24 protein-coding genes and 1 pseudogene are annotated in these 25,518 nt (G+C 70.4%); 21 read left to right on the forward strand and 4 right to left on the reverse strand.

Annotated elements, in window-relative coordinates:
- Window positions 1–29: 29 nt before the first annotated feature.
- Both ABD858_RS29885 and ABD858_RS29890 read left to right on the forward strand, forming a co-directional pair.
- Window positions 30–866 carry a DUF6202 family protein gene (locus ABD858_RS29885; RefSeq protein ID WP_345043335.1) on the forward strand — a complete coding sequence of 279 codons (837 nt, stop codon included), beginning with the start codon at window positions 30–32 and terminating at the stop codon, window positions 864–866.
- Window positions 867–874: 8 nt separating this feature from the next.
- Window positions 875–1,816 (forward strand): GNAT family N-acetyltransferase, encoded by a 942-nt coding sequence (locus tag ABD858_RS29890; protein ID WP_345043338.1) that lies wholly within the window; start codon window positions 875–877, stop codon window positions 1,814–1,816.
- 101 nt (window positions 1,817–1,917) lie between these two features.
- On the opposite strand, the gene ABD858_RS29895 is transcribed toward ABD858_RS29890, so the two are convergent.
- Entirely contained in the window at window positions 1,918–2,814 is an 897-nt protein-coding gene (locus ABD858_RS29895; protein ID WP_345043340.1) for an ATP-grasp domain-containing protein, read from the reverse strand.
- 270 nt (window positions 2,815–3,084) lie between these two features.
- On the opposite strand from ABD858_RS29895, the gene ABD858_RS29900 reads away from it, so the two are divergent.
- The 10 genes from ABD858_RS29900 to ABD858_RS29945 are packed head-to-tail and all read left to right on the forward strand — an operon-like array spanning window position 3,085 to window position 15,698.
- Window positions 3,085–4,734, forward strand: coding sequence for an AMP-binding protein (locus ABD858_RS29900; RefSeq protein ID WP_345043342.1), 1,650 nt, complete (start codon window positions 3,085–3,087; stop codon window positions 4,732–4,734).
- Complete coding sequence (locus tag ABD858_RS29905) at window positions 4,731–6,176, forward strand: MFS transporter (RefSeq protein WP_345043345.1); 1,446 nt, start codon at window positions 4,731–4,733, stop codon at window positions 6,174–6,176. Before ABD858_RS29900 ends, ABD858_RS29905 begins: the two co-directional genes overlap by 4 nt.
- On the forward strand, window positions 6,173–7,294 hold the full coding sequence (locus tag ABD858_RS29910; RefSeq protein WP_345043347.1) for an NAD(P)/FAD-dependent oxidoreductase: 1,122 nt from the start codon (window positions 6,173–6,175) through the stop codon (window positions 7,292–7,294). The genes ABD858_RS29905 and ABD858_RS29910 overlap by 4 nt, the downstream gene beginning before the upstream one ends.
- A 37-nt stretch (window positions 7,295–7,331) precedes the next feature.
- The gene (locus ABD858_RS29915; RefSeq protein WP_345043350.1) at window positions 7,332–10,361 is read left to right on the forward strand and encodes a non-ribosomal peptide synthetase; all 3,030 of its coding nucleotides are present in this window, start codon (window positions 7,332–7,334) and stop codon (window positions 10,359–10,361) included.
- A gap of 23 nt (window positions 10,362–10,384) precedes the next feature.
- The gene (locus ABD858_RS29920; RefSeq protein WP_345043352.1) at window positions 10,385–11,368 is read left to right on the forward strand and encodes an aldo/keto reductase; all 984 of its coding nucleotides are present in this window, start codon (window positions 10,385–10,387) and stop codon (window positions 11,366–11,368) included.
- Window positions 11,365–12,084 carry a sulfotransferase-like domain-containing protein gene (locus tag ABD858_RS29925; protein WP_345043354.1) on the forward strand — a complete coding sequence of 240 codons (720 nt, stop codon included), beginning with the start codon at window positions 11,365–11,367 and terminating at the stop codon, window positions 12,082–12,084. The genes ABD858_RS29920 and ABD858_RS29925 overlap by 4 nt, the downstream gene beginning before the upstream one ends.
- Before the next feature lie 35 nt (window positions 12,085–12,119).
- Window positions 12,120–12,923, forward strand: coding sequence for a family 3 encapsulin nanocompartment shell protein (locus ABD858_RS29930; RefSeq protein ID WP_345043356.1), 804 nt, complete (start codon window positions 12,120–12,122; stop codon window positions 12,921–12,923).
- Complete coding sequence (gene cysC, locus ABD858_RS29935; protein ID WP_345043359.1) at window positions 12,920–13,456, forward strand: adenylyl-sulfate kinase; 537 nt, start codon at window positions 12,920–12,922, stop codon at window positions 13,454–13,456. Before ABD858_RS29930 ends, cysC begins: the two co-directional genes overlap by 4 nt.
- Window positions 13,456–14,412, forward strand: coding sequence for a sulfate adenylyltransferase subunit CysD (gene cysD, locus ABD858_RS29940; RefSeq protein ID WP_425586271.1), 957 nt, complete (start codon window positions 13,456–13,458; stop codon window positions 14,410–14,412). The genes cysC and cysD overlap by 1 nt, the downstream gene beginning before the upstream one ends.
- A gap of 2 nt (window positions 14,413–14,414) precedes the next feature.
- Entirely contained in the window at window positions 14,415–15,698 is a 1,284-nt protein-coding gene (locus ABD858_RS29945) for a sulfate adenylyltransferase subunit 1 (RefSeq protein ID WP_345043361.1), read from the forward strand.
- Window positions 15,699–15,702: 4 nt separating this feature from the next.
- On the opposite strand, the gene ABD858_RS29950 is transcribed toward ABD858_RS29945, so the two are convergent.
- On the reverse strand, window positions 15,703–16,062 hold the full coding sequence (locus ABD858_RS29950) for a Zn-ribbon domain-containing OB-fold protein (RefSeq protein ID WP_345043363.1): 360 nt from the start codon (window positions 16,060–16,062) through the stop codon (window positions 15,703–15,705).
- A 96-nt stretch (window positions 16,063–16,158) separates the two neighbouring features.
- Window positions 16,159–16,845: a TetR family transcriptional regulator gene (locus ABD858_RS29955; RefSeq protein WP_425586272.1), complete on the reverse strand. Its 687-nt coding sequence runs from the start codon at window positions 16,843–16,845 to the stop codon at window positions 16,159–16,161.
- Window positions 16,846–16,942: 97 nt separating this feature from the next.
- On the opposite strand from ABD858_RS29955, the gene ABD858_RS29960 reads away from it, so the two are divergent.
- From ABD858_RS29960 to ABD858_RS29975, 4 genes are all read left to right on the forward strand, one after another.
- Window positions 16,943–17,722, forward strand: a complete 780-nt coding sequence (locus ABD858_RS29960) for an electron transfer flavoprotein subunit beta/FixA family protein (protein ID WP_345043366.1) — start codon at window positions 16,943–16,945, stop codon at window positions 17,720–17,722.
- A gap of 66 nt (window positions 17,723–17,788) precedes the next feature.
- Complete coding sequence (locus tag ABD858_RS29965) at window positions 17,789–18,751, forward strand: electron transfer flavoprotein subunit alpha/FixB family protein (protein ID WP_345034335.1); 963 nt, start codon at window positions 17,789–17,791, stop codon at window positions 18,749–18,751.
- A 149-nt stretch (window positions 18,752–18,900) separates the two neighbouring features.
- Complete coding sequence (locus ABD858_RS29970; RefSeq protein WP_345043368.1) at window positions 18,901–20,202, forward strand: DUF6986 family protein; 1,302 nt, start codon at window positions 18,901–18,903, stop codon at window positions 20,200–20,202.
- 102 nt (window positions 20,203–20,304) lie between these two features.
- Window positions 20,305–21,240 carry an ROK family protein gene (locus ABD858_RS29975; protein WP_345043371.1) on the forward strand — a complete coding sequence of 312 codons (936 nt, stop codon included), beginning with the start codon at window positions 20,305–20,307 and terminating at the stop codon, window positions 21,238–21,240.
- Window positions 21,241–21,265: 25 nt separating this feature from the next.
- Here the strand turns inward: ABD858_RS29975 and ABD858_RS29980 are convergent.
- Window positions 21,266–22,255: pseudogene (locus tag ABD858_RS29980) on the reverse strand (NPCBM/NEW2 domain-containing protein); the annotation flags it as partial.
- 161 nt (window positions 22,256–22,416) lie between these two features.
- On the opposite strand from ABD858_RS29980, the gene ABD858_RS29985 reads away from it, so the two are divergent.
- From ABD858_RS29985 to ABD858_RS30005, 5 genes are all read left to right on the forward strand, one after another.
- Window positions 22,417–23,667, forward strand: coding sequence for a helix-turn-helix domain-containing protein (locus tag ABD858_RS29985; RefSeq protein ID WP_345043373.1), 1,251 nt, complete (start codon window positions 22,417–22,419; stop codon window positions 23,665–23,667).
- 104 nt (window positions 23,668–23,771) lie between these two features.
- The gene (locus tag ABD858_RS29990) at window positions 23,772–23,954 is read left to right on the forward strand and encodes a hypothetical protein (protein ID WP_345043375.1); all 183 of its coding nucleotides are present in this window, start codon (window positions 23,772–23,774) and stop codon (window positions 23,952–23,954) included.
- Entirely contained in the window at window positions 23,951–24,148 is a 198-nt protein-coding gene (locus tag ABD858_RS29995) for a hypothetical protein (RefSeq protein ID WP_345043378.1), read from the forward strand. Before ABD858_RS29990 ends, ABD858_RS29995 begins: the two co-directional genes overlap by 4 nt.
- A complete protein-coding gene (locus tag ABD858_RS30000; RefSeq protein WP_345043380.1) occupies window positions 24,145–24,276 on the forward strand; it encodes a hypothetical protein in 132 nt (43 codons plus the stop codon). Before ABD858_RS29995 ends, ABD858_RS30000 begins: the two co-directional genes overlap by 4 nt.
- 314 nt (window positions 24,277–24,590) lie before the next feature.
- The gene (locus tag ABD858_RS30005) at window positions 24,591–25,517 is read left to right on the forward strand and encodes a hypothetical protein (RefSeq protein ID WP_345043382.1); all 927 of its coding nucleotides are present in this window, start codon (window positions 24,591–24,593) and stop codon (window positions 25,515–25,517) included.
- Window position 25,518: the final 1 nt, after the last annotated feature.

The raw sequence follows: 25,518 nt of genomic DNA on the forward strand, positions 1-25,518 counted from the left end.
ACCACCCCCGTACTTTCCCTGGAGTGATCGTGACTGTTGCCGTAGAGCTTTCCCCCGCCGCCCGCAAAGAGCTCGACGAGCGCGTGGAGCTGGAGATCGACGAGGCGCTGCTGCGACGCGCGGACAACCCGTTCTTCGGCACCGCGAGGAACGCCGAGTCGGTGACCCCGCAAGCCGGGCTCACCATCGCGGTGTGGTGGCGGGCGATGACCAAGAGCTTCATGTTCACCACCCTCGCAGGCCTGGGCGTGACCGCGCGTGCCTTCGCGGCCCAGGACGCGCCCACGCGCGACCTGCTCAGTGCCTTCCAGACGGTGTACCGGGTGATCGGCGACGACCTGGACAACGCGGCCCCCGAGTTCCGCGAGGTGGCCCCGAGCGGCCCGGCCGGCATCCACTACGTCTGGTGGGAGGACACCATCCTCAACCCGCTGAAGGCGCACGTCGACGAGGACGGGCAGCGGGAGGCGCAGGTCATTCCGCCGGCCATCGGCGAGCTGCTGGACAACATGGACCGGCTGGCCACCTCGCCGCTGGGCGCGGCGGTGCAGCTGCGGGTGGTGGAGACCATCGCGCTGGACATCGCGGTGGGATTCCGGCGGATGTACGCCAAGGTGCTGACGGATGGCGGTGAGAAGGTCTTCACCGCGAACGAGCAGTTCGCCTGGATCGACTCCCACATCAAGGCGGAGACCAGCCACGCGGCCCAGGTCAGCGATGACGAGACCGGTATGACCACCCTGGTCGTGACCGAGGCGGAGGCGGCCGAGTTCGAGAACCTGGTCGCGGAGTACTCGAAGAGCTGGTCCGCCGCGCTCAACTGCTTCGCGGAGTGCCTGGCCGGCGCCGGGCCGACGGGCGCCTGAGCGAGAGCATGGAGATCCGTGATCTCTACGGCCTGACGGTCGCCCTGATCGGGCCGGCCGAGCTGGCCGACGAGCCGTGGACCCGGGCGCCGGAGCACATCGATGTGGTCCGGATGCCCGAGCCCCCGGCCGACTGCTGGGCCGGCCTCGCAAGCAGGGGATTCGTCCGCAAGCCGACCACGGTGACCTGGGCTGCCGAACTCAGGGCCGACGAGGCGGAGTTCATGGCCCGGCTGGAGCGCAGCGGCCGCAGGGACATCCGCAGGGCCCGGGGGCGGGCGAAGGAGGCCGATCTGCGCCAGGTGACCGAGGACCCGGTGTCCGAGGCCACACTCGACGCGTTCCTGAAGCTCTACGAGGAACGGGTCGGCGACATGCGCTTCGGGGTCCCCTTCGCCCTTCAGTACCGGGACGTCATCCTGCACGGGCCGGACAAGTTCTTCGGTGTGTTCGCCTTCGAGGGGGACGAACTGGTCGGGGGCACCCTGGTGCTGGAGCGCCCCGCGGACGACACGGCCGTGCTGCGCTTCTCGGCCGTCAGCGCGGAATGGCGCAAGGTCAGCCTGGCCCGTTGTCTCTACCCCGCGGCCATGGACATCGCCCGCGCCAAGGGCTACACGCGGGCGACGCTGGGGAACGAGCCCAATCTGCTGGGCCATCTCACCCGGCCAGGGCTGCTGGTCTTCAAGACCGACCTGGGATTCCGGGCCGTCCCCTCGCAGGACTTCGCCGACCCGCAGGACACCGACGAGGCGGATCTCGTCCTGAGCCTGGCCGCCTTGAACGACCCGACGCTGATCCTGGGCTACGCCGACCAGGCCGACCCGGCGGAGCGCCGTCTCGCGGGGTACCTTGTGTCCGAGGCGCCGGTGGACCCCGCGGTGTACGCGGCGCCGTTCCTGACCGCGATGCACCAGCAGCGCCCGGGGGGACGGGCCGGTCCGGGGTGACCGGCCACGCCGGGCGGACCGGAGTTCCGTCCTCGGAACGCAGGGCGGGCCGTCGGCCGACACGGAGTCGGCGGGGCCCGATCCGGCTTACGGGAGGTTGCCTACTCAGCCGTCTCCGCGATGCGTGCCTCGGCCCAGTCGAAGACGCCGCCGAGCACCTGCCGGTGCTGCTCCTTCCCCATCAGGTCGAGGAAGCCCGGAACGGGGTTCACCTCGAGGACCAGGTAACCGCTGTCATGCGGAAGGATGTCGAGACCGGCCAGGGTCAGGCCCATGGCGCGGGTGGCGCGCAGGGAGAGCTCGACGAGTTCGTCCGGTGCGTCGAGCCGCTCGAAGCTCGACCCCTCCATGGTCTTGCAGCGCCAGGAGCCGGCGGCCGGGAGCTTGAGGGTGTTCAGAGGTGTCGCGGTTCCCGCCACGGTGATCCGGTACTCGCCGCCCGCGGTCGAGTAATAGGGCTGGCAGACCAGGGTGGGGAACCGGGACAGCAGGTCCTCCACGATCGCCTTGTCCGCCGTGAGGTCGGCTATCCGCTCCACATCGTTGCCGCGGTAGCCGAAGGACGGCTTCAGGACGAGCGGCCCCCACTCCTGGTACGCGGCCTCGACATCGGCGAGCGTGACCGCCGACCGTATGGGCGGTACGGGGATTCCGGCCGCGGCCAGCCGCTGGGCCATCTGGAACTTGCTGTACCCGGTCACCCAGGCGTCCGCGGGGTCGAAGAGCCGCAGACCGGGGACGTTGCTGAGCATGCTCAGCCGCTCCACACGGTCCTGCCAGTCGTCGCCGTAGAGCTTGGAACGGTTGATGACCGCGTCGAAGGAAGCCGCCGGCTCGCCGCCGAGGCCGATCTCGACGCCATTCGTGCCCGAGCGATAGGTGATTTCTTCAAGAGTGAAGAAAGTCATCTCATGCCCGCGCTCGCGCCCGAATTCCATCAGGGCCGGGCCATCGGGGTCAATGCCGGAGTAGTCCCAGCCCAGCAAGCCGATCTTCACACTTCCCCCAAGGGTGCGGATGTATGCCGCACAGAGATCCGGATTTTCATGCAGCCTTGCCGGGAGCATCACCACTGTCAAGTGCGATGGCTCCTGGCGGACTTGAGGAGAACTTGTCGATGATGAGGCACTCTGTCGGATTTCATGCGGCATAAACCGGTGGAGCGTCGAATGCCTGAAGCGGAATACCGAGTTCAGGCCTACCGTGGCCACTCCTTCATCATCTAGGCTCGGCAGCCGGATTCGCTCTCGAGTGCGAAGGGTGTTGTCGTGGGGAAGTGGGAGACGCTCGTCCGGCCGGAGCCCGCACAGGCCGATCACTATCGGGCAGAAGGCTGGTGGCGGGAATCGACATTCCTCGACGATCTCGCTGAAGCCGCCCGCGCCAAGGGCGGTCATCCGGCGCTCATCGCCTACGAGGGGCGGGAATTGGCCCGTACCGTCTCCTACTCCGAACTTCACCGGTACGTCGAGCGATTCGCCGCCGCACTCGCCGAACTCGGTGTCACCCGGGGAGACGTGGTGGCTCTCTACCTGCCGAACCGCTGGGTGCTCACCCCGCTCTACCTCGCCTGTCACCGCCTCGGCGCGGTCGCCTCGCCCGTCATACCCGCGCTCGACGTCCGTGAACTGGCCTTCGTGCTGCAGGAGAGCAAGGCGAAGGTCTGCGTGACCGTCGACCGCTTCAACGACGCCGACTACGGCGCCCGCCTGGCCGAAGCGGTACCGGACTCCCTCGCCCACCGTGTGGTGATCGGTGATGCCGCGGCCACCGGCGCGGTCGACTTCGACGAGTTCTTCGTACGTACGCCCTGGGAGGAGCGCCGGCAGGTCGACCCGGCGGACCGGCTCGGCCCGGACGACCCGTCGCTGCTGCTCTACACCTCCGGCACCACCGGCCGGATGAAGGGTGTCGTGCACACCCAGAACACCCTGCACGCGGCGGTGCTCGCGGTCAGCGTGCCGCACGGGGTCACCGGCGACGACGTCATCTCCATCCCGAACTACACGACGCACATGGCGGGTCTGACCTACGCCTGCTACATGCCGCTGCTGCTGGGGGCCACCTGTGTCCTGCAGGAGGCGAACCGGGACATGGAGCTGTTCCTCGACGCCATCGCGAAGCATCGCATCACCTGGGCGTACGCCTCGCCCGTCTATCTCGTGGACATGCTCGCCGTACAGGCGAAGGAGCCGCGCGACACCTCCAGCGTGGTGCAGATCGTGTCCGGTTCCGCGCCGATCCAGCCGCAGCTCATCGCGCAGATGCGGGAGGTCTTCGACATCCCGGTCCGGGCCCTGTGGGGCATGACCGAGAACGGCGCGGTCACCGTCACCAGGCCGGACGACCCGGAAGGCTGGGCCGGCAACAGTGACGGCCGCTCGGAACCCTCCATGGAGATCCGCGTCGACGCCGAGCCGGGCGAGGTGGGACGGCTGCTGGTCCGCGGGGCCTCACAGTGCCTCGGCTACCTCGGCCAGCGCGACGTCTACCTGGCCTGCCTGGACGAGGACGGCTGGTTCGACACCGGCGACCTCGCCCGGGAGGACGGCCGTGGCGGCATCCGGATCACCGGCCGGCGGGCCGACCAGATCAACCGGTCCAGCGGTCAGAAGATCTCCACACTCGAGGTGGAATCCGTGCTGACCCGGCACCCCGGCATCAAGGACGTGGCACTCGTCGGCTACCCCGACCCTGCCGTCGTCGGCGCGGAACTGGTCTGCGCCGTGGTGGTGCCGGAAGGGGAGCCGATCACCCTCGAGGCGCTGCACGCCCATCTGGCCGAGGAGCGGATGGCCCAGGTGCTGTGGCCCGACCGGGTCCAGTTCGTATGGGAGCTTCCCAAGAACTCCCTGGGCAAGGTGCTGCGGCATCCGCTGCGCGAGCGTCTCGAGATCGAATACGCCGCACGCCGGTGACGGCGTCCCCGCAGTCCGCTGTCGGCGCCTCGGAGCGTGAGGAAGACAGGCAGCGGCGATCCGTCGCGCTCGCGGTCATCTCCGCGGCCCAGCTGATGTTTCTGCTCGACGCCACCATCGTCAATGTCGCGCTGCCCAGCATCCAGCGCTCGCTGCGGCTGAGCGGCTCGCACCTCGAGTGGGTCGTCGCCTCGTACTCGATCGCCTTCGGCGGCCTGCTGATGCTGGGCGGCCGCGCCGGCGACATCCTCGGCAGGCGACGGGTGTTCACCGCCGGAGTGGCGCTGTTCACCGCTGCCTCGCTGCTGGGCGGGTTCGCCGCGGAGCCCTGGCTGCTCACTGTCTGTCGCATCCTGCAGGGAGTGGGCGCCGCCGCGGCCTCGCCGGCCGCGCTGTCGCTCATTGCCGTGACCTTCCCCGAAGGCCCGGAGCGCAACCGGGCGGTCGGCTGGTACACGGCGACGGCCACCGCCGGCGGCGGTGTGGGCATCCTGGCGGGCGGACTGATCGCCGCCTATCTGTCCTGGCGCTGGGTGTTCTTCGTCAACGTCCCGATCGGACTGGTGGTCATCGCCGCCACCCGGCGCGTGATGCCCGAAACGCCCCGGCAGCGCGGGGCGTTCGACGCGGCCGGGGCGCTCACCGGCACACTGGCCGCGCTGCTGCTGGTGTACGGACTGATCGACGGCGCACAGGGCGGCGGCAACTGGTCGTCCTGGCGCGTGCTCGCCGCACTCGGTGCCGCCGCCGTTCTGGCGCCGGCGTTCGTGGTGCTCGAACGGCGCCACCCGCAACCCCTGGTGCCGCTGAGGCTGTTCGCCGACCGGACCCGCCTCGGTGTCTACGCCGTGCTGGCGCTCACCGGCACCGCCATGTTCGGCATCTTCTTCTTCCTCACTCTCTTCCTGCAGCAGGTCTGGGACTACAGCGCGCTGCACACCGCTCTCGTCTACATTCCGCTGACCTGCCTGCTGGTCCTGGGAGCGAAGACCAGCTCCTGGCTCTTCGCCCGGCTCGGCGCCCGGACGCTGGTCTGCGGCGGTCTGCTGACCGCGGCGGCCGGGATGCTGTGGCTCTCCCGGATCGGGGACTCGGCCGGCTACGCGACCGGAATGCTCGTGCCGACCGTGCTCACGTATGCCGGACTCGGCGTCACCGGCGTGCCGTTGACGCTCTCGGCCCTCGCGCGGGTCGCCGACGAGGACTCCGGTGCCGCCTCCGGCTTGTTCAGCATGGCCCGCCAGATAGGCGGCGCCACGGGGCTCGCCGTGCTCGGCACGGTCGTCTGGTCGGTGGTCGCCTCGGCGGCGCCCGGCACCCCCGCCTGGGAGGCGCTGTCCGAAGGCGCCTCCCAGGGATTCGTGGTGGCGGCCGCGATCACCGCGCTCGCTCTGCTGGTGGCGCTCGTCACCGTGCCCGGGAAGGAGCGGACAGTCATATGAACGACTTCCTCGTCATCGGGGGCGGCATCGCCGGCGCCGCCGCCGGTTACTTCCTCGGCCCGCGCGGCAGGGTGACCTTGCTGGAGGCCGAGCGGACTCCTGGCGTGCACTCGACCGGCCGGTCCGCGGCATTGTTCTCGGAGTACTACGGAAACGACTGTGTCCGATCCTTGACACGCGCCTCACGCGCCTTCTACGAGACACCGCCACCCGGTTTCGCGGTCGCCCCGCTGCTCACCCCGCGCGGGGTGCTCGCACTGGAGACCCCCGGCACGGCCGAGCTGTTCGAGGCCGCGAAGGAATCGGGAGCGCACGCCCCCCAGCCCGTCGCCGAACTGGACCGGGCGCAAGCACTGCGCCTGTGCCCGGTGCTGTGGCCCGGCACCTTCGGCCGTGTCCTGCACAGACCCGGTGCCTGCGACATCGATGTGGACGCGGCCCACCAGGGCTTCCTGCGCGGGCTGCGGTCCGCCGGCGGCACTGTGGTCACCGACGCCAGGGTCCTCGGACTGGAGCGGCGGCACGGCCGCTGGTACGCGGACACCACGGCGGGGGAGTTCAGCGCACGCGTCGTGGTGAACGCCGCCGGCGCCTGGGCGGACGAGATCGCCCGGCTGGCCGGCGTCCACCCGGCCGGACTGGTGCCGCGCCGCCGTACCGCGGCGCTCGCCAAACTGCCGCCCGGAATCGACGCCACCACCTGGCCGATGATCTGCGACGTGGCGGGCACCTTCTACGCCAAGCCGGAGGCGGGCGGTCTCCTGCTCTCCCCGTTGGACGCCGAACCCGCCCCGCCGGGGGACGTACGGCCCGACGCTCTCGACATCGCCCTGGCCGTCGAGCGCCTGGAAGCGGTGACCACCCTGCGCATCCGGCACATCAGCCACGCCTGGGCGGGACTGCGCACCGCGCCCGCCGACGACACGCCCGTCATCGGCCCGGACCCGGTCGAGTCCGGCTTCTGCTGGCACGCCGGCCTCGGCGGATACGGCATCCAGACCGCCCCCGCGGCAGGCGCGCTGCTCGCGGCGCTCGCCGCGGGGGAAGCACCGCCACCCGAGCTCACCTCCGCCGTCCCGGGCGTCACCCCTGCCCGGGACCGCGGACAGCCTCTCTAGTGATCCCCACCCCTCACCAGCAGAGAGTCCGGAGGATATGTCGGAAGCGATCTGGCAGTTGGCCGGCAGCGCCGTCGATCACGGCCCGTACCGGCCAGTGGCCGCCCTCATCGAGGACCAGACCGACCGAACCCCCGACCGCCCGGCCGTCATCCACCGGTCGTCGAGGGAGACGACCCTGACCTACGCGGAGTTCGACGCTCTGGCCAACGGGCTCGCCGCGGAGCTGACGGCGACCGGACTGGGCACCGGCGACATGGTGCCGGTCGTGATCGGCAACAGCGAGGAACTGCCGCTGTGCATGGTGGCGCTGATGAAGATCGGCGCGGTGTTCACCCTCTGCGACCCGGCCTGGCCCGAGGAGCGGCTGCGCGCGGTCCTGGAGGTGCTGGCCCCCAAGCTGGTGCTGACCTCGGGCTGCGCCGTACGCACCGAACTGCCGGTGCGTGTCGTGTCGGCGCGCGACATCACGCCGAGCCCGCACCGCCCCGGCCTCCTGCCGGGCCCCGACCAGCCGGTCTACGGCGTCTTCACCTCGGGCACCACCGGCACCCCCAAGTGCGCCGTCAATCTGCACGGCGGGCTGACCAACCGCTTCCGCTTCATGTCCCGGCACTTCCGGGCCAACGGCGAAGAGGTGGTGCTGCAGAACAGCCGGCACACCTTCGACTCGGCCATCTGGCAACTGCTGTGGCCGCTGACCACCGGCGGCCGCACGGTCATTCCCGAGCCGGGTGAGTTCCTCGACCTGGAGCGGACGGTCGAGACCATCGACCGCTACCGGGTGACGGTCACCGACTTCGTCCCGGCGATCCTCGGCATGCTCGTCACCCTGCTCGAGGCCGTCCCGGAATCCGTGGCCAAGGTCGCCTCACTGCGGCATCTGGTGGTGGGCGGAGAAGAGATCATCCCCCATGCCGCGCACCGGCTGAGGGCCCTGGTCCGCGGTCTGGAGATATCCAACGGATACGGTCCCTCCGAAGCCTCGATCGGCATGGTCTTCCACCGCATCGACGGCACCGAGGGCGACCGCATCCCGCTCGGCCGGCCGATCGACAACTGCTATGCCGTCGTCACCGACGAGGAACTGCGCCCGCTCCCGCCGGGCAGCACCGGGGAGATCCTGATCGGCGGTGCCTGCATCGGCGCCGGATATCTGGGCGATCCGGACCGTACGGCGGAGGTCTTCGTCCCCAACCCCTTCCCCGCCGTTCCGGGCGAGCGTCTGTATCGCACCGGCGACCTCGGCTGGTACGACGAAGAAGGCCTCCTGCGCTTCACCGGCCGCCGCGACCGGCAGACCAAGGTGGACGGCGTCCGCATCGAACTCGCCGAGATCGAGACCACCGCCGAGGGCTGCCCCGGTGTCGTCCAGGCCAAGGCACTCACCGTGCGCCGCGCGGGACGCAACCGGCTGGTGGTCGCCGCGGCGGCGGAGGAGAACACGACTCCGGCCGTGCTCCGGGCTCATCTGGCCGCCCGGCTGCCACGCGTCCAGGTGCCGCAGCACTGCTTCGTACTGCAGTCCCTGCCGCTCACCGACAACGGCAAGGTCGACCTCGGCGCGCTGCGCGGCCTGGTCGAGGAGAAGCTCGAATCCGAGACCAGACCCGCGACGCACTACGGCGACGCGCTCGAGGAGCGCATCGCGAAGGTGCTCTGCGATGTGCTCGGCCTGCCGCACTTCGATGCCCGCGACGACTTCCTCGCCCAAGGCGGCGACTCGCTGTCCGCGCTCGGCGCCGCCATCCGCATCCGGGACGAGCTCGGTGTGCAGCTCGGCATCTCCGACCTGTACCGGCACCGAACCCCCGCCGCGCTGGCCGCGGCCCTGTCCGGAAGCGCCCCGCAGGCCGGCCAGGACACCGACACCGGGGCGCTGATGGAACGCGATGCTGCACTCGACGTCGAGCTGACGGAGCTTGCCAAGGCGGCAGTCGGCCGGACCGTCACGGCCCCGCCGGGCACCGTCCTGGTCACCGGCGGGGCCGGCTTCGTCGGCGCACGGACCGTGCACCGCCTCCTCACCTCGACCGAGGCACGAGTGATCTGCCTGGTGCGGGGACGCGACGACGCACACGCCCGGGACCGGGTCGTCCACACCCTGCGGTCCCAGGGGCTGTGGGACGAGTCTCTCGCCGGACGCCTCGAGGTGCACCGGGGCGACCTCGGCGAACCCTTGTTCGGCTGGGCGCCGGAAACCTGGGACAGCCTCGCGGCGGACTGCGACGCCGTCCTGAACATCGCGGCGATGGTCAACTTCCTGCTCGACTACCGCGCACACCGCCCGGCCAATGTGCACGGCACGGCGGAGGTGCTCCGCTTCGCGCTGACCGGACGGCCGAAACCGCTCCACCACGTCTCCACCCTGGGCGTACTCGATCACCACGCCGTCCGGTCGGACCGGCCCCTGGACGAGGACTTCGACCCGTCGGACGCGCCGGCCCCCACGAGCGGCTACAGCAGGTCCAAATGGGTGGCCGAACGGATGCTGCTGGAAGCCCGGCGGCTCGGCGCCCCCGTCACGCTCTACCGGCTGGGCGAGGTGATGCCGGCCGCCGACAACGGCGTACCCAACCGGAAGGCGCTGACCCATCTGCTGCTGTCGGCCTTCCACCGGCTGGAGCTGCGGCCCTCCGTGCCCATGTACTCCGACTACACGCCCGTCGACTTCACCGCGGAACGACTGGTCTGCGGACTGCTGGAGCCGGCCCCCGCGGCGGTCCACCACATATTCCGGCCGGGCAGCGTCGACTTCACCGCGTCCGACCCTGCCGACACAGGCCCGGCGGGCACTTCCCGCCCGGTTCCGCCGGCCGAGTTCATGGCCGCGCTGAGTGCGGAGGCGGAGCGCGAACAGGGCTCCGCCGCGGCCGTGCTGCACGCGCTGCTCACGACGCTGCCCGTCACCGGCGCCGACGGCCTGCCGGAGTTCGGCCGGCTTCTCGCCGACAACTCCGCCCTGTTCACCCGTGATTCCTGTGCCGCGCTCGAAGCTCGGCACGGCCTGACCGAGCGGCCGCTGGCAGCAGCGATCGCCGCGTACCGCAGCACACTCACCGCCTGAGCGCAGGGAACGAGAGGAAACTCGTGCACTACCGAACGATGGGCCGCCTCGGCTGGCAGGTCAGCGAGATCGGCTACGGAATGTGGGGCATCGGCGGCGGCCCCGGAGGGTTCACCGGCTGGGACTACGACGTGGCGCCGGACTGCCTGGACCTCGCCGTCGACCAGGGCTGCACCTTCTTCGACACTGCCTGGGTCTACGGCCGCGGCGTCAGCGAGCAGATGCTGGGCGCGCTGCTGCGCAGACACAGCGGCCGGCGTCTGTACACCGCCACCAAGGTCCCGCCGCTCAACCGGGAATGGCCCCCACGCCCGGACGACACCCTCGACGACGTCTTCCCGGCCCACCACATCCGCGAGTACGTCCACCGCAGCCTGGAGAACCTCGGCACGGACCGGATCGACCTGCTGCAGTTCCATGTCTGGGAGGACCGCTGGAGCGGCGACGAGCGCTGGCAGCAGGTCATCGCCGACCTCAAGGCCGAGGGCGTGATCGAGGGCTTCGGCCTCAGCGTGAACCGCTGGGAGCCGGCCAACTGCCTGCGCGCCCTCGACACCGGACTCGTCGACGTCGTCCAGGTCATCTACAACATCTTCGACCAGGCCCCCGAGGACGAGCTCTTCGAACGGGCCCAGCGCGACGGTATCGGGATCATCGCCCGTGTCCCCTTCGACGAGGGCGGACTCACCGGGACGCTCACCCGCGACACGGTCTTCCCCGAGGAGGACTGGCGTTCCGTCTACTTCGGCCCCGAGAACCTGGGCCCCACGGTCGACCGGGCCGAGCGGCTGAAGAAGGCGCTGCCCGACGGCATGGAACTGCCCGAGCTCGCCCTCCGGTTCATCCTGCATCACCCCGCCGTGAGCACCGTCATCCCCGGCATGCGCAAGCCCGCTCACGTCCGCGCCAACCTGGGCGTATCCGGGAAGCCGCCGCTCGCCCCCGAGCTCCTGGACGAGCTGCGCGGCCACCGTTGGGACCGGCAGCCGACGGAGTGGTCGATGTGAGCGTCATCGCGATGTGGGCACACCCCCGAGCGGTCTCCACCGCGTTCCTGCGCATGATGATCGAGCGTGGGGACGTCACCGTCGTGCACGAGCCCCTGGTCCTGCTCACGGACCACGGCCGGATGGAACTCCCCGGCACCGACGGCGGAACGACGACCGTGCTTACGACCGGCGATCTGCTGGACCGTCTGACGGAACTCGGCGCCCGGCGCCCGGTGTTCTTCAAGGACACGCTCGAATACCACCACCAGTATCTGTTCGACCACCCCGAGGCCATCGCCGGATTCCGGCATACCTTCATCGTCCGTGAGCCGGCCCGGACGATCGCCTCGCACCACGCGGTCAAGCCCGAACTGGCCTGCCACGAGGTCGGCTACGAGCACCAGCACGCCCTCTTCGAGCTGGCCTGGAAGACCACCGGCACACGCCCCGTGGTCATCAGCGCCGAGCGCCTGCTCAAGGACCCGGCCCCCGTGGTCGAGGCGTACTGCGCCGCCGTCGGCCTGCCCCATCTGCCGGAAGCCCTGAGCTGGCAGCCGGGCGAGCGCGTCGAATGGCAGCAGAACCGGCGCTGGCACGTCGACGCCATCGCCAGCGCGGGCTTCCGACTGCCCGAGAAGGAGTACGCGGTCACCGTCGAGAACGACGGGCGCCTGCGCGGCTACTACGAGCACCACCTTCCGTACTACGAACGGCTCATCGAGCACGCCCTCTGATTCGCTGATCCAGCCACCACAGGAGTGCCCCCACCATGACCGAGACTCCCGGCAAGCGGTTCGCCCACGCCTTCGTCGCCGACCCCGAACACGCCCAGGTCGACTTCGACTTCACCCTCAGCGACGCCTTCCAGCCCACGAACGACCGGCCGCGCCTCACCGTACGCAACCTCTTCCGCAAGCAGCGCGCCGACTCCGGCACGGTCCGGTCCTGGTTCGAGACCAGGCCGGGCGCGGACGCGGCGGGGCGGGACGGCAGGCTGCGCGAGGCCGCATTCCGGTTCTCGGTGGCCGAATACGGCGTGCGGCCGATCACGGGCTGGGTGCAGGTACCTGAAGACCTCGCCAAGGAACCGGAAGGCCTGGCCTCCTTCATCGACCGACGCCTGATGGTCCGTCTCGGCACCGCGGAGAACCTGGCGCTCACCCGTGAACTGCTGAGCCACCCCGATGTGGCGCCTCTGCCCTTCAAGGGCTCGTACACGGCGGGCGTACTCGCCGCCTTCGAGGAGATCGAGCAGACCGGCGGCACCGGTCACGCCATGATCGTGAATCCGGCGGACTACTACGGTGAGTTGGTCGGCGCGGGCAGTGTGCTCCAGGACCTCGCCCGGGAGAAGGTGATGATCTGCCGCAACCGTCACGTGGCCCCGGGGCACGCACTGGTCGGCGACTTCGCCATGGCCGCCCGGCTGCTCGAGGCGGGCCATTCGGTGATCAAGGTCGCCGAGCCGCCGGAGGGGACCTTCGACCAGCCCGGCACAGCGGTCTGCGCGGAGGTCTACGAAGGCGTCGCCGTGCAGCTGCCCACCCACTTCTTCCACGTCGTACCGGCATGAGCGATGGCGCCACGGTCTGGCTGACCGGTCTGCCGAGCGCGGGCAAGACCACGATCGCGTACGAGCTGGCGGGCCGGCTGCGTGAGGAGGGGCACCGGGTGGAGGTGCTCGACGGTGACGAGGTCCGCGAGTTCCTCTCCGCGGGCCTGGGTTTCAGCCGTGAGGACCGGCACACCAATGTGCAGCGGATCGGCTTCGTCGCCGAGCTGCTGGCGAGCAACGGCGTGAAGGCGCTGGTGCCGGTGATCGCGCCGTACGCGGACAGCCGCGAGGCCGTGCGCAAGCGCCATGACGCCGCGGGCACCACGTATGTCGAGGTGCACGTCGCGACACCGGTGGAGGTGTGCTCGGTGCGTGATGTGAAGGGCCTGTACGCCAAGCAGGCCTCAGGCGAGATCAGCGGGCTGACCGGCGTCGACGACCCCTACGAGGCCCCCGAGACACCCGACCTCCGGATCGAGTCGCACCGGCAGACCGTCCAGGAGTCCGCGGCCGCGCTGCACGCGCTGCTCACCGAGAAGGGACTGGCCTGATGACGACCGCCCCTGTCACCGAGACCACCGACAACGCTCCCCCAGCCTCCGGCCGGGGGTACCCCCAGCTGTCGCATCTGGACGTTCTGGAATCCGAGGCGGTGCACATCTTCCGTGAGGTGGCGGGTGAGTTCGAGCGGCCGGTGATCCTGTTCTCCGGCGGCAAGGACTCCATCGTCATGCTGCACCTGGCGCTGAAGGCGTTCGCCCCGGCGCCGGTACCGTTCTCGCTGCTGCACGTGGACACCGGGCACAACTTCCCCGAGGTCATCGACTACCGCGACCGAACGGTCGCGGCGCACGGGCTGCGGCTGCATGTCGCCTCGGTGCAGGAGTACATCGACAACGGCCGGCTGCGTGAACGCCCCGACGGCACCCGCAACCCGCTGCAGACCGTGCCGCTGACCGAGAAGATCGCCGCCGAGCGGTTCGACGCGGTCTTCGGCGGGGGCCGCCGCGACGAGGAGAAGGCCCGCGCCAAGGAGCGGGTGTTCTCGCTGCGCGACGAGTTCTCCCAGTGGGACCCGCGCCGCCAGCGCCCCGAGCTGTGGCAGCTCTACAACGGCCGGCACGCCCCCGGCGAGCACGTCCGGGTCTTCCCGCTGTCGAACTGGACCGAGCTGGACGTGTGGCAGTACATCGCCCGCGAGAAGATCGAACTCCCTCGGATCTACTACGCACACGAGCGTGAGGTCTTCCGGCGGGGCGGCATGTGGCTGACCGCCGGCGAGTGGGACGGCCCCAAGGAGGGCGAGACCACCGAGACCCGGCTCATCCGCTACCGCACGGTCGGCGACATGTCCTGCACCGGCGCCGTCGACTCCGACGCGGCCACGATCGAGCAGGTCATCGCCGAGATCGCCGCCTCCCGGCTCACCGAACGGGGCGCCACCCGCGCCGACGACAAGCTGTCCGAAGCCGCGATGGAAGACCGCAAGCGCGAAGGGTACTTCTAGTCATGACCACCACCACCATCGACACCAGCGCCACCTCGCTGCTGCGTTTCGCCACCGCCGGTTCCGTCGACGACGGCAAGTCCACCCTGGTCGGGCGGCTGCTGCACGATTCGAAGTCCGTCCTGGCCGACCAGCTGGAGGCCGTGGAGACGGCATCCCGCAACCGGGGCCAGCAGGCCCCGGACCTGGCACTGCTCACCGACGGACTGCGCGCCGAACGGGAACAGGGCATCACCATCGATGTCGCCTACCGCTACTTCGCCACGCCCCGGCGCCGGTTCATCCTGGCCGACACCCCCGGGCATGTGCAGTACACCCGCAACATGGTCACCGGCGCCTCCACCGCCGAACTGACCATCATCCTGGTCGACGCCCGCAACGGCGTCGTCGAACAGACCCGCCGCCACGCCGCCGTCGCCGCCCTCCTGCGCGTCCCGCACATCGTGCTGGCCGTCAACAAGATGGACCTCGTCGACCACGCCGAGCCCGTCTTCGCGCGCATCGCCGAGGAGTTCACCGCCTACGCCACCCAACTCGGCTTGCCGGAGGTCACTGCGATCCCGATCTCCGCGCTGAACGGCGACAACGTGGTGGAGCCCTCCGCCCACATGGACTGGTACGGCGGCCCCACCGTGCTGGAACACCTGGAGACCGTGCCCGTCGGCACGGACCCCTCCGACGCCCCGGCCCGCTTCCCGGTCCAGTACGTCATCCGCCCGCAGACCGCCGCACACCCCGACTACCGCGGCTACGCCGGCCAGATCGCCTCCGGCGTGCTCCGCGTCGGCGACCGGGTGAGCGTCCTGCCCTCGGGCCTGACCTCCACCATCACCGGCATCGACGCACTCGGCCGGGCCATGGACGTGGCCTGGGCCCCGCAGTCGGTGACCCTGCTGCTGGCCGACGACGTCGACATCTCCCGCGGCGACCTGATCACCCCCACGGCCGCCGCCCCGACGACCACCCAGGACGTCGAAGCCACCGTCTGCCACCTGCACGAACGTCCGCTCAAGGTCGGCGACCGGGTGCTGCTCAAACACACCACCCGCACCGTCAAGGCGATCGTGAAGGACATTCCCTCCCGGCTGACGCTGGAGGACCTGTCCCAGGACGCTTCGCCCGGCGCGCTCGCCATCAACGACATCGGCCGGGTGGTCATCCGCACCGCGGAGCCACTGCCCATCGACGCCTACGCCGACTTCCGGCGCACCGGTTCCTTCCTGCTGATGGACCCGGCGGACGGCACCACGCTCACCGCGGGGATGGCGGAGCGCCCTGCCTCGTAAATCGTCAGGCGCGAAGCCGGAACACGGGCAGACCGGTGGGGGAGTCGCCCTCGTCGGTCAGGCGTGCCGTCGCTCCCACGTAGATGTCGCCGGGGCGTTCGCAGACGACGGTGGCGCGCACATGGAAGCCTTCGGGCATTCCGATGACCGCGGTGCAGTGCCTGGTGTCCGCGGGGCGGGGGCCGCTGATGATCCGCAGTACGGATCCGACGCCCTCGCTGTGTTCCCACTGCATGTCCGTCGATCCGCAGACCTGACACAGAAGGCGCTGGAACTGCGGGGTATGACACCAGAGGCAACGCTGGAAGAGGAGCTCACTGTGCTGCTGCGTGTCGACGCAGACATTTCCCGGGTTCTGGAACACGATGCCGTCTCCCTGCACTCGGCCGAGGTTTGCCAGAGCTGTGGCGCGACCTCGAATGTAGCACTGAGTGCCATCGGATGGGGCACTTAGTTCCTTCTAGTGGTCCTGACCCGTGGCCGTCTGGATCTCCCGTACCACCCGCCAGAGCGGAGTGGAGCGCTTCGTGATCACGACGACGGTGTCCTCGTCCTCGCTGCCCTCGCCTTCCGCGCCCCATGTGCCGCGGACGAACTCCAGCGCGTGGTTCACATCGGCCGACGCGTCGCCCTCGCCGCCGGAGCGGAGCCATGAGCGCAGGGCGTTGTTGTGGGCCGCGACCACGGCCGCCGCGATCACGTCGGCCCGCAGGGATCCGTCGCCACGGTTCGCGAACCGGCCGCGCAGGTAGTTCGCCATGGCCCGCTCATAGCGCCAGACCACGGACAGCTCGTGATTGCGGAGTCCGGGGACGCTCTTGGTGAGCCGGTACCGCTGGACGGAGAAGGTCGGATTGTCCGTGTACATCCGCAGAACCAGGCGCGCCGCGCCGCACACCCGGGCGACGGGCTCGTCGTCGCTCTCCGCGTCGAGGAACGCGATCATCTCGGCGAGGCACCGGTCGTGGTCGGGGAAGACCACGTCCTCCTTCGAGGGGAAGTAGCGGAAGAAGGAACGTCGCCCGACGCCGGCCCGCGTGACGATGTCGTCGATCGTGGTCGCCTCGAAGCCGGAGCTCAGGAAGAGATCGAAGGCGGCCGCGACGAGGGCCTCGCGCATGGGAGGTCTGGTCGTCTCCTCTGTCATGCCGGGAACATAACACCGCGACCGCGATGGGGCTGCGCGCGATGGCACTCAGTGTGCATAATTCGGGGTACTGAGTGCCATGAAAGGGTCGAAGCTGATGAGGATCGTTGTCTGTGTGAAGTACGTGCCCGACGCCACCGGCGACCGGCACTTCGCCGAGGACCTGACCGTCGACCGTGACGACGTGGACGGTCTGCTCTCGGAGCTGGACGAGTACGCGGTCGAGCAGGCGCTGCAGATCGCCGACGAGGCGGACGACGCGGAGATCACCGTGCTGACCGTCGGTCCGGAGGACGCCAAGGACGCGCTGCGCAAGGCGCTGTCGATGGGTGCGGACAAGGCTGTCCACGTCGAGGACGACGATCTGCACGGCACGGATGTCATGGGTACTTCGCTGGTGCTGGCCAAGGCGATCGAGAAGACCGGCTACGACCTGGTCGTCTGCGGCATGGCGTCGACGGACGGCACGATGGGCGTGCTGCCGGCGCTGCTGGCCGAGCGTCTGGGTGTTCCGCAGGTCACGCTGCTGTCCGAGGTCTCGGTCGAGGACGGTGTCGTCAAGGGCCGTCGTGACGGTGATACGGCGTCGGAGCAGCTGGAGGCGTCCCTGCCGGCCGTGGTGTCCGTGACGGATCAGTCGGGTGAGGCCCGTTACCCGTCGTTCAAGGGGATCATGGCGGCGAAGAAGAAGCCGGTGGAGTCCCTGGATCTGTCCGACCTGGAGATCGAGGCGGACGAGGTCGGCCTGGAGGGCGCCTGGACCGCGGTCGACGCGGTCGTGGAGCGTCCGGCCCGTACCGCGGGCACGATCGTCAAGGACGAGGGCGAGGGCGGCAAGCAGCTCGCTGCCTTCCTCGCGGAGCGCAAATTCATTTGAGGCAGCCTCGCGAGCCAGAAGTTCGTCCAGTCCCCGGCCCTTTCGCATTCGCAGGAGAGCAATCCCATGGCTGAAGTTCTCGTCTATGTCGACCACGTGGACGGTGCCGTCCGCAAGCCCACCCTGGAGCTGCTGACTCTGGCCCGCCGGATCGGTGAGCCGGTCGCGGTCGCCCTCGGTTCTGGTGCGGAGGCCACCGCCGGCACGCTGGCCGAGCACGGTGCGACCCGGGTGCTGACCGCCGAGGCCCCGGAGTTCGCCGATTATCTGGTCGTGCCGAAGGTGGACGCGCTGCAGGCCGCGTACGAGGCCGTCTCGCCGGCCGCGGTGCTGGTGCCGTCCTCCGCGGAGGGCAAGGAGATCGCCGCGCGTCTGGCGGTCCGGATCGGCTCGGGCATCGTCACCGACGCCGTCGACCTGGAGGCCGGCGAGCAGGGCCCGGTGGCGACCCAGTCGGTGTTCGCCGCGTCGTTCACCACCAGGTCCCGTGTCTCGAAGGGCACTCCGGTCATCACTGTGAAGCCGAACTCGGCGCCGGTCGAGGCCGCCCCGGCGGCCGGTGCGGTCGAGGCGCTGAGCGTGTCCTTCTCCGCGCAGGCCACCGGCACGAAGGTCGTCTCGCGTGTGCCGCGTGAGTCGACGGGCCGTCCGGAGCTGACCGAGGCCGCGATCGTGGTCTCCGGCGGCCGTGGTGTGGGCGGTGCGGAGAACTTCGCGGTCGTGGAGGCGCTGGCCGACTCGCTCGGTGCCGCGGTGGGCGCGTCGCGTGCGGCGGTGGACGCGGGCTGGTACCCGCACTCCAGTCAGGTCGGCCAGACCGGTAAGAGTGTGTCGCCGCAGCTGTACATCGCGACGGGTATCTCGGGTGCGATCCAGCACCGGGCGGGTATGCAGACGTCGAAGACGATCGTGGCGATCAACAAGGACGCCGAGGCGCCGATCTTCGATCTGGTCGATTACGGCGTGGTCGGCGACCTGTTCGAGGTCGTCCCGCAGCTGACCGAGGAGATCAAGACCCGCAAGGGCTGACCCTCCACACGATCGGGCCCGGGGCCGCGCGGTGCATCCACCGCGCGGCCCCGGCCGCTTTCGAGCAACCATTGACGCAGATCAGTTGTCCCGACTAACTTCGCCATGCGGATTATTGATTCCGTTAAGCGGAAGTGGAGGGTCTGGTCATGGGGCAGCAGGAGAAGGTGGCAACGAGCCTCGCAGGCGCGGTCAGTGAGGGCATCAGTGCCTCCCTCGCAGCGGTGGACGCGGAACTCGCGCGCCGCTACCCGGGAGACCCCGGTACCCGCCAGCCCATCCACACCGTCTACGTCCCCGGTGACATCTTCGACGCCGGCACCATCCGCTCCTGGGGCGACGAGGCACTCGCCGCCCTCGACGAGCACGCCCCCGACGCTGCGACCCTCGCCCGGGTCCTCGGCCTCTCCGAGGAGCTTGCCGAGCCCGTGTACACACGCGTACGCGCCAAGCTGGAGCGCGAGCCCATTGAAGACCTGCGCATCGACTTCGAGGACGGCCTCGGCCCGCGCCCCGAGGCCGAGGAGGACGAGATCGCCGCCAGGGCCGCACGTCTCGTCTCGGAGGCATACGCCGACGGCACCGCTGCCCCGTACATGGGCATCCGCATGAAGTGCATGGAGGCCGCCGTACGCGAGCGTGGTATCCGCACCACCGACATCTTCCTCACCGGCCTCATGGAGCACGGCGGCCTGCCCGAGGGCCTCGTCCTCACCCTGCCCAAGGTCACCTATGCCGAGCAGGTCAGCGCCTTCGTCCGGCTGCTGGAGGCCTTCGAGAAGACCCACGGTCTGCCCTGCGGCCGGCTCGGCTTCGAGATCCAGATCGAGACCAGCCAGGCCATCCTCGCCGCCGACGGCACCGCCACCGTCGCCCGTATGATCGACGCCGCGGAGGGCCGGGCCACCGGCCTCCACTACGGGACCTTCGACTACAGCGCCTGCGTCGGCGTCAGCGCCGCCTACCAGTCCAGCGACCATCCGGCCGCCGACCACGCCAAGGCCGTCATGCAGGTCGCGGCCGCGGGCACCGGCGTACGCGTCTCGGACGGGTCCACCAACGTCCTCCCGGTCGGCCCGACCCCGAAGGTCCACGAGGCCTGGAAGCTCCACTACGGCCTCACCCGCCGCGCCCTGGCCCGCGCCTACTACCAGGGCTGGGACATGCACCCGGGCCACCTGCCGACCCGCTACGCCGCCGTTTTCGCCTTCTACCGCGAGGGCCTGGAGCAGGCCGCCTCGCGCCTGAAGGCCTACGCCGCCAAGATCAGCGGCGATGTGATGGACGAGCCCGCCACCGCCAAGGCGCTCAGCAGCTACCTGGTGCGCGGCCTGGACTGCGGTGCCGTCGACAACGAAGAGGTCACCCGGCTCACCGGCCTGACCCGCGCCGAGATGGACGCCTTCGCGGTCCCGCGCCGCTCCGCCACGCTGTCGGCCGGCACGAAGTGACGGTTCGCGCGGCGTGAGGTGCGGCGAGGGCCTGGTTACCGTGGTCGGGGAAAACGTTCCCCGTACATTGTGAGCCCCCGTCCGACCGGAGATCCGAGACCGATGCCCCCCGACTCCGTCGTCGCCGCGCTCGACATCGGCGGTACCAAGATCGCCGGAGCCCTGGTGGACGACAGCGGCCGGATCCTCGTGCGGTCCCAGGACCCGACGCCCGCCCGGGAGGACGGCGAGACGGTGATGCGTGCCGTCGGCGGGGTGCTCGCCGAACTGGCCGCGTCCCCGCTGTGGTCGCAGGTGACGGGGGTGGGCATCGCCGCCGCCGGTCCCGTCGACGTGTCGGTCGGCACGGTCAGCCCGGTCAACATCCCCGGATGGCGCGGCTTCCCGCTGGTCGAGCGGGTACGCGCCGCCGTCGGCGGCATGCCGGCCGTGCTGATCGGCGACGGTGTCGCCATGGCCGCGGGTGAGCACTGGCTGGGTGCGGCGCGCGGCCGGGACAACGCACTGTGCATGGTGGTCTCCACCGGCGTCGGAGGCGGTCTGGTCCTCGGCGGCCGGGTCCACCTCGGCCCCACCGGCAATGCGGGCCACATCGGGCACATCAGTGTGGAACTGGACGGTGACCCGTGCCCCTGTGGCTCGCGCGGCTGCGTGGAAGGCATCGCCGGCGGGCCCGGCATCGCCCGCAGGGCGCTCGAGCACGGCTGGACGTCGGGACCCGACGGCGACACCTCGGCCGCCGCGGTGGCCGGGGCCGCCCGCGCCGGTCACCCCGTCGCCCGCGCCTCGTTCGAGCGGGCGGCGCGCGCGCTGGCCGCCGGGATCGCCGCGACCGCGGCCCTCGTCGAGATCGAGATCGCGGTCGTCGGCGGGGGAGTCGCGGGCGCGGGCGACGTGCTGTTCACCCCGCTGCGCCGCACCCTGCGCGACTACGCCACGCTTGCCTTCGTACGGGACATCGAGGTCGTCCCCGCACTGATGGGCGCGGACGCGGGCCTGCTGGGCGCGGCCGCCGCGGCCTTCACCTGGCCGGACTGAATCCCGGGAGCAGGGACGCCCTGCGTCAGCAGCTCAGCTTCGCGTCCGCCCAGTCGGCGTGGTCGTAGTCGATGCCGTCCCCGCCGTCCGTGATCACCAGGCGTACGGTCCGCGCACCTGTGACATCGGCCGTGAGCGCTTGCGCGGGCGCGGCGTTGGTGAGTACGTCCGTCGACGCGGCCTTCCGGCCGTCGGCCCAGATCTCGAAGGCGACCGAGCCGCGCGTGCCGGACTCGTCGTCGAGGCCGACCATGGCGCTCACGGTCGTGCAGGCGCCGCCCGTGTAGAACTCGACGTCGCTCTGGGCGTGCGCGCCGAGCCCCTTGGCGAAGACCGTGCCGCCGATGGTGAGCGGGCGGCCGTCACCGGCCCCGCTCTCGCCGTTGCTGGTGTCGCGTTCCACCGGCCCCCAGCCGTTGGTGGCCGCGAGCCACGGACGGTCGCTCAGGTACGACGTCCCGGCAGGCGGTGCCGTCACCACATGGGCCCGCACGGGCAGTACGGAGCGCGCGGCCACGCCTTGCGGCGAGCGGTAGTCCGCGGTCAGGGTGAGGGGGTACGCACCGGTGGGTGTGCCCGCCGGTGCGGTGAGCCGCCATGTGGTCGCCAGCGACGTGCCCGTGGGCACTGCCTTGGCGGCCCTCGGCGTGGCCGCCTTGATCCGCCAGCCGGCCGGGCCGGTGAGCTTGACGGACAGGTCCCGTGCCGGGGTGCGGCCGAGGTCGGTGACCGTGGTGGTCAGCTTCGCGGTCCGGCCGGCCTCCAGCAGCGGATTGACGTCGAGGGTGGCTTCGACAGCCGGCGGGTACGACGCCCACTTGTCGTCGACGGAGACGCGCAGCAGCACCGTGCCATGGGCGGGTACGGTCGCGGAGAGGGTCCCCGCGGTGTTGGTGGTCGTGTGCTGCCAGAGGTCGCGCACCGCATAGGCGTCGGCCCCCGGCAGCCCTGCCGCGCGCGCCGTGGTGGTGATGCGCTGGGCGGAGCCCGTCTCGTTGAACAGCGCGACGGCGCGGCCCGCGCCGAGCGCGACCAGGCCCGCGACATCGCGGTCCGGCTGGAGCAGGAGACCGCCCGCCTCGAAGCCGAGCTCGACAAGTACGTCGGCGTGCGCTCCGCCTCGTGGCCTTACCCCATAACCTGTCAGTGTCGAGCTGCACAGGAAGGGGCAAGGCCGTGTCACCTGATGCTACCCCGGACCCGTTCGTCGAACCGATGGCGTTCGGGCAACGCATGCAAATCCTCCGCCAACGCCGCGGCATGAGCCGCCCCGTTCTCGCCGGCCTCGTCGGCATGTCGCCGTCGTGGGTGAAGCAAATCGAGACGGGCCAGATCCAGGTACCGAAACTGCCCATGATCCTGCGCATCGCGGAACTCCTCCGCGTCCGCGACCTCTCCGACCTGACGGGCGACCAGACCATGCCCGTCGACCTGTTCATTGGCCCCGGCCACGAGTGCCTGCCCGCGGTACGGGACGCCATCAACGCGTTCCCGTTCACCGCGGACCGCGAGGCGCCGCCGACAGCGCACCTGCAGGCGCGCCTTGCCCGCGCCTGGGATGCCCGGCACGAGGCCCCCAACCACCGCGAAGTCGTCGGCAAGCTCCTGCCTGACCTCATCCGCGACGCCCAGCTCACCGTCCACCAGGCCGACAGCGCAGCCGACCGGCGCGCCGCGCAGGCGGCGCTGAGCGAGGTCTACAGCCTCGCCCAGTTCTTCGTCGCCTACCAGCCCGACTCGTCTCTGCTGTGGCGGGTCGCCGAGCGCGGCATGGTCGCCGCCCAGGACTCCGAAGACCCCCACGCCATCGGCGTCGCCGCCTGGCTGACCGCACAAGCACACCGCGACTCCGGCCCCAGCCACTTCGAAGCCGCCGACGCTGTCAACCTCCAGACCCTGAACTACCTCGAGCCCCTGCTGCCGGACGCGCCCGACGAGGTGCTCGCCATCGCCGGGGCCCTGCAGTTCGAAGCCGGGTACACCGCAGCCCGCCGCGGCGAAACGGCCACCGCCTGGGGCTGGTGGGACAAGGCGAAGAAGGTATCGAAGCGCCTGCCTGCGGACTACTTCCACCCGGTGACGAGCTTCGGACGGGCCATCATGGGCGCCCACGCCGTCACCGTCGCTGTCGAGCTGCATGCCGGCCCGGAGTCAGTGCGTCAGGCGGCACGCGCCGATCGGACAACGATCCCGTCCCGGCCGCGCCGGGCCCGGCACCGCATCGAGGAGGCCCGCGGCTACCAGCTCGACGGGCAGGCCGATGTTGCACTGGCGACGCTGGACAAGGCGCATGAGGCGGCGCCGGAGACGATCCGCTACAACGGCTATGCGAGGCGGATCATCCTGGAGGAGACCGAGGCGAAGAGCCCGGAGCGGCGCCGCCGGGCTGCGGAACTGGCGGTGAAGGTGGGCCTGTTGACCGCCTGACAAAGCGAACGTGTGAGCGAGGGGCAGGATTCCTGCCCCTTCTCTATTTCCAGCACCCCTACGGTCAGCGACAAGACGGTCACTGACACGCAGGGGAGCCCGTGATGCCGGTCGTAGAACTGCCTGATGTAGGGACGCTGTCGCAGGACCAGCAGCGCGGCAGGGCCTGCGTGTGGTGCGGCGTCATACTCGACAACGGCACCGCCCGCGACCTCGGCATGCGGCGCACCGCTGGCGTCCGCTGGTTTCCCCGCGCCTGCCCCCAGCACGCTGAGGCCAAGTCGTGACCGCCGCCCGCACCATCCCCGCCGCCGAGGACCTCACATACGGCCAGGCCAAGGGATGGAACTGCGTCTGGTGCGGCTGCCGCCTCGACAAAGGCGCCGTCAGCGTCGGCTGGGCGTGCGGACGGGAAGGCGACCTCGACCTCGACTGCGAAGTGTTCGCCTGCCCCGCCTGCGGGAAGGGCGGCCCGTCATGATCTGCGGCCGCTGCGACCAGCACATCCGGCCCGGCGAGCCGTACACCGAGCACCCCGTGCACGCCGCCTCCGCGGCCGGCACGACCATCTACCGGCACGACGTCTGCCCGCCGGCGAGGCGGGCCTGAGACTCCCCGTCCCGGCCGTCGAGATCTGCCAGGAACCGCGGCCGAGACGGGGCGCAACCCTGCGCCGCAGCGGTGCGGGGCCGACCTTTCGTGAAGGGAAGAAATCCCATGCCCGACAACATCCAGGTCAGCAACCTCACCCGGCGTCTGGACCACTCCGTCCCGGACTTCGCACCCGAGGGCACCGAGGTCTGACCCCGGCTCTGAACTGATGTCGACGCGTTGACATCACGGCGGGCCGGCCTGGCTGTTCCTCCAGAGCCGGCCCGCCGCTCCGCACCCACCCCACACATCTCGGCCAAGGAGAGTCCACAGTGCAGACCACCATCGCCACCAGCGTCGAGGCCGGCTCCTTCTGCGACCTCCGACGGAAGGACCCGGTGCTGACGCTTCTGCGGGAGGGCGGCGCCGAGTGGGCGCTCCCGTTCGCCCTCATGGAGCGCCTCGTGAAGTCCGGCACCCCATACGCGGAGCACGCCCGCGCCCTACGCAGCGAGAGCGTGAACGTGTCCGGGGCCGGCTTCGACTGGTTCGACGCCGAGCTGCCCGGTCAGATCGCTGACGAGATCAGCCTGTCGGACTACGAGATCGTCGAGCACACCGACGAGCGCCGTGCGGCGCTGTCCCAGGCGCTGGAGCGGCTGGCCTCGGTCCACCCCCAGGGCTTCGCCCGCGTGCGGGAGTTCGTCCGGGGACTCCTGTGGGTGGGCCTCAAGCCCGGCGTCCGCACCTCCTCCCTGACCAGCTCCAGCGACCCGGCGCTGCCCTACGTCATCGTGTTCTCCGAGAAGGCGCGGCACCACATCCCTCCGAACACCGTCAGCCCGGAGCCGTCCCACCTCTTCCTCGCGGAGAACATCCTGCACGAGGGAACTCACCAGTCGATCAGCTTCCACGTCCTCCAGCACCAGGTCTTCGCCGACGGGTACTCCTCCAAGACCTCCCCCAAGATCGAGATCGCGTGGCGTGCCACGCAGGGCGTGGCCCGCAACCAGTTCTGGGAGGTGGACCGGGCCTTCCATGCGACCTGCGTGTACAACCAGCTGCTGCGGTTCCGCCGGGTCGAACTCGACCGCGACGACCTGACCACCAACGAGCGTGCGTGCTTCCAGGCCGCCTACGACGAGGGCATGCAGGCCGTCCGCTACCTCATGGACCGGCTCGAAGCGCTGGGTGAACACTTCGCCGTGCACGGCAGGGAGCTGCTGGTCGACCTGCGTCACCAGACCGACGAGCTATAGG

This window comes from Streptomyces sannanensis (assembly GCF_039536205.1).
In the GTDB taxonomy this organism is placed as follows: Bacteria; Actinomycetota; Actinomycetes; order Streptomycetales; family Streptomycetaceae; genus Streptomyces; species Streptomyces sannanensis.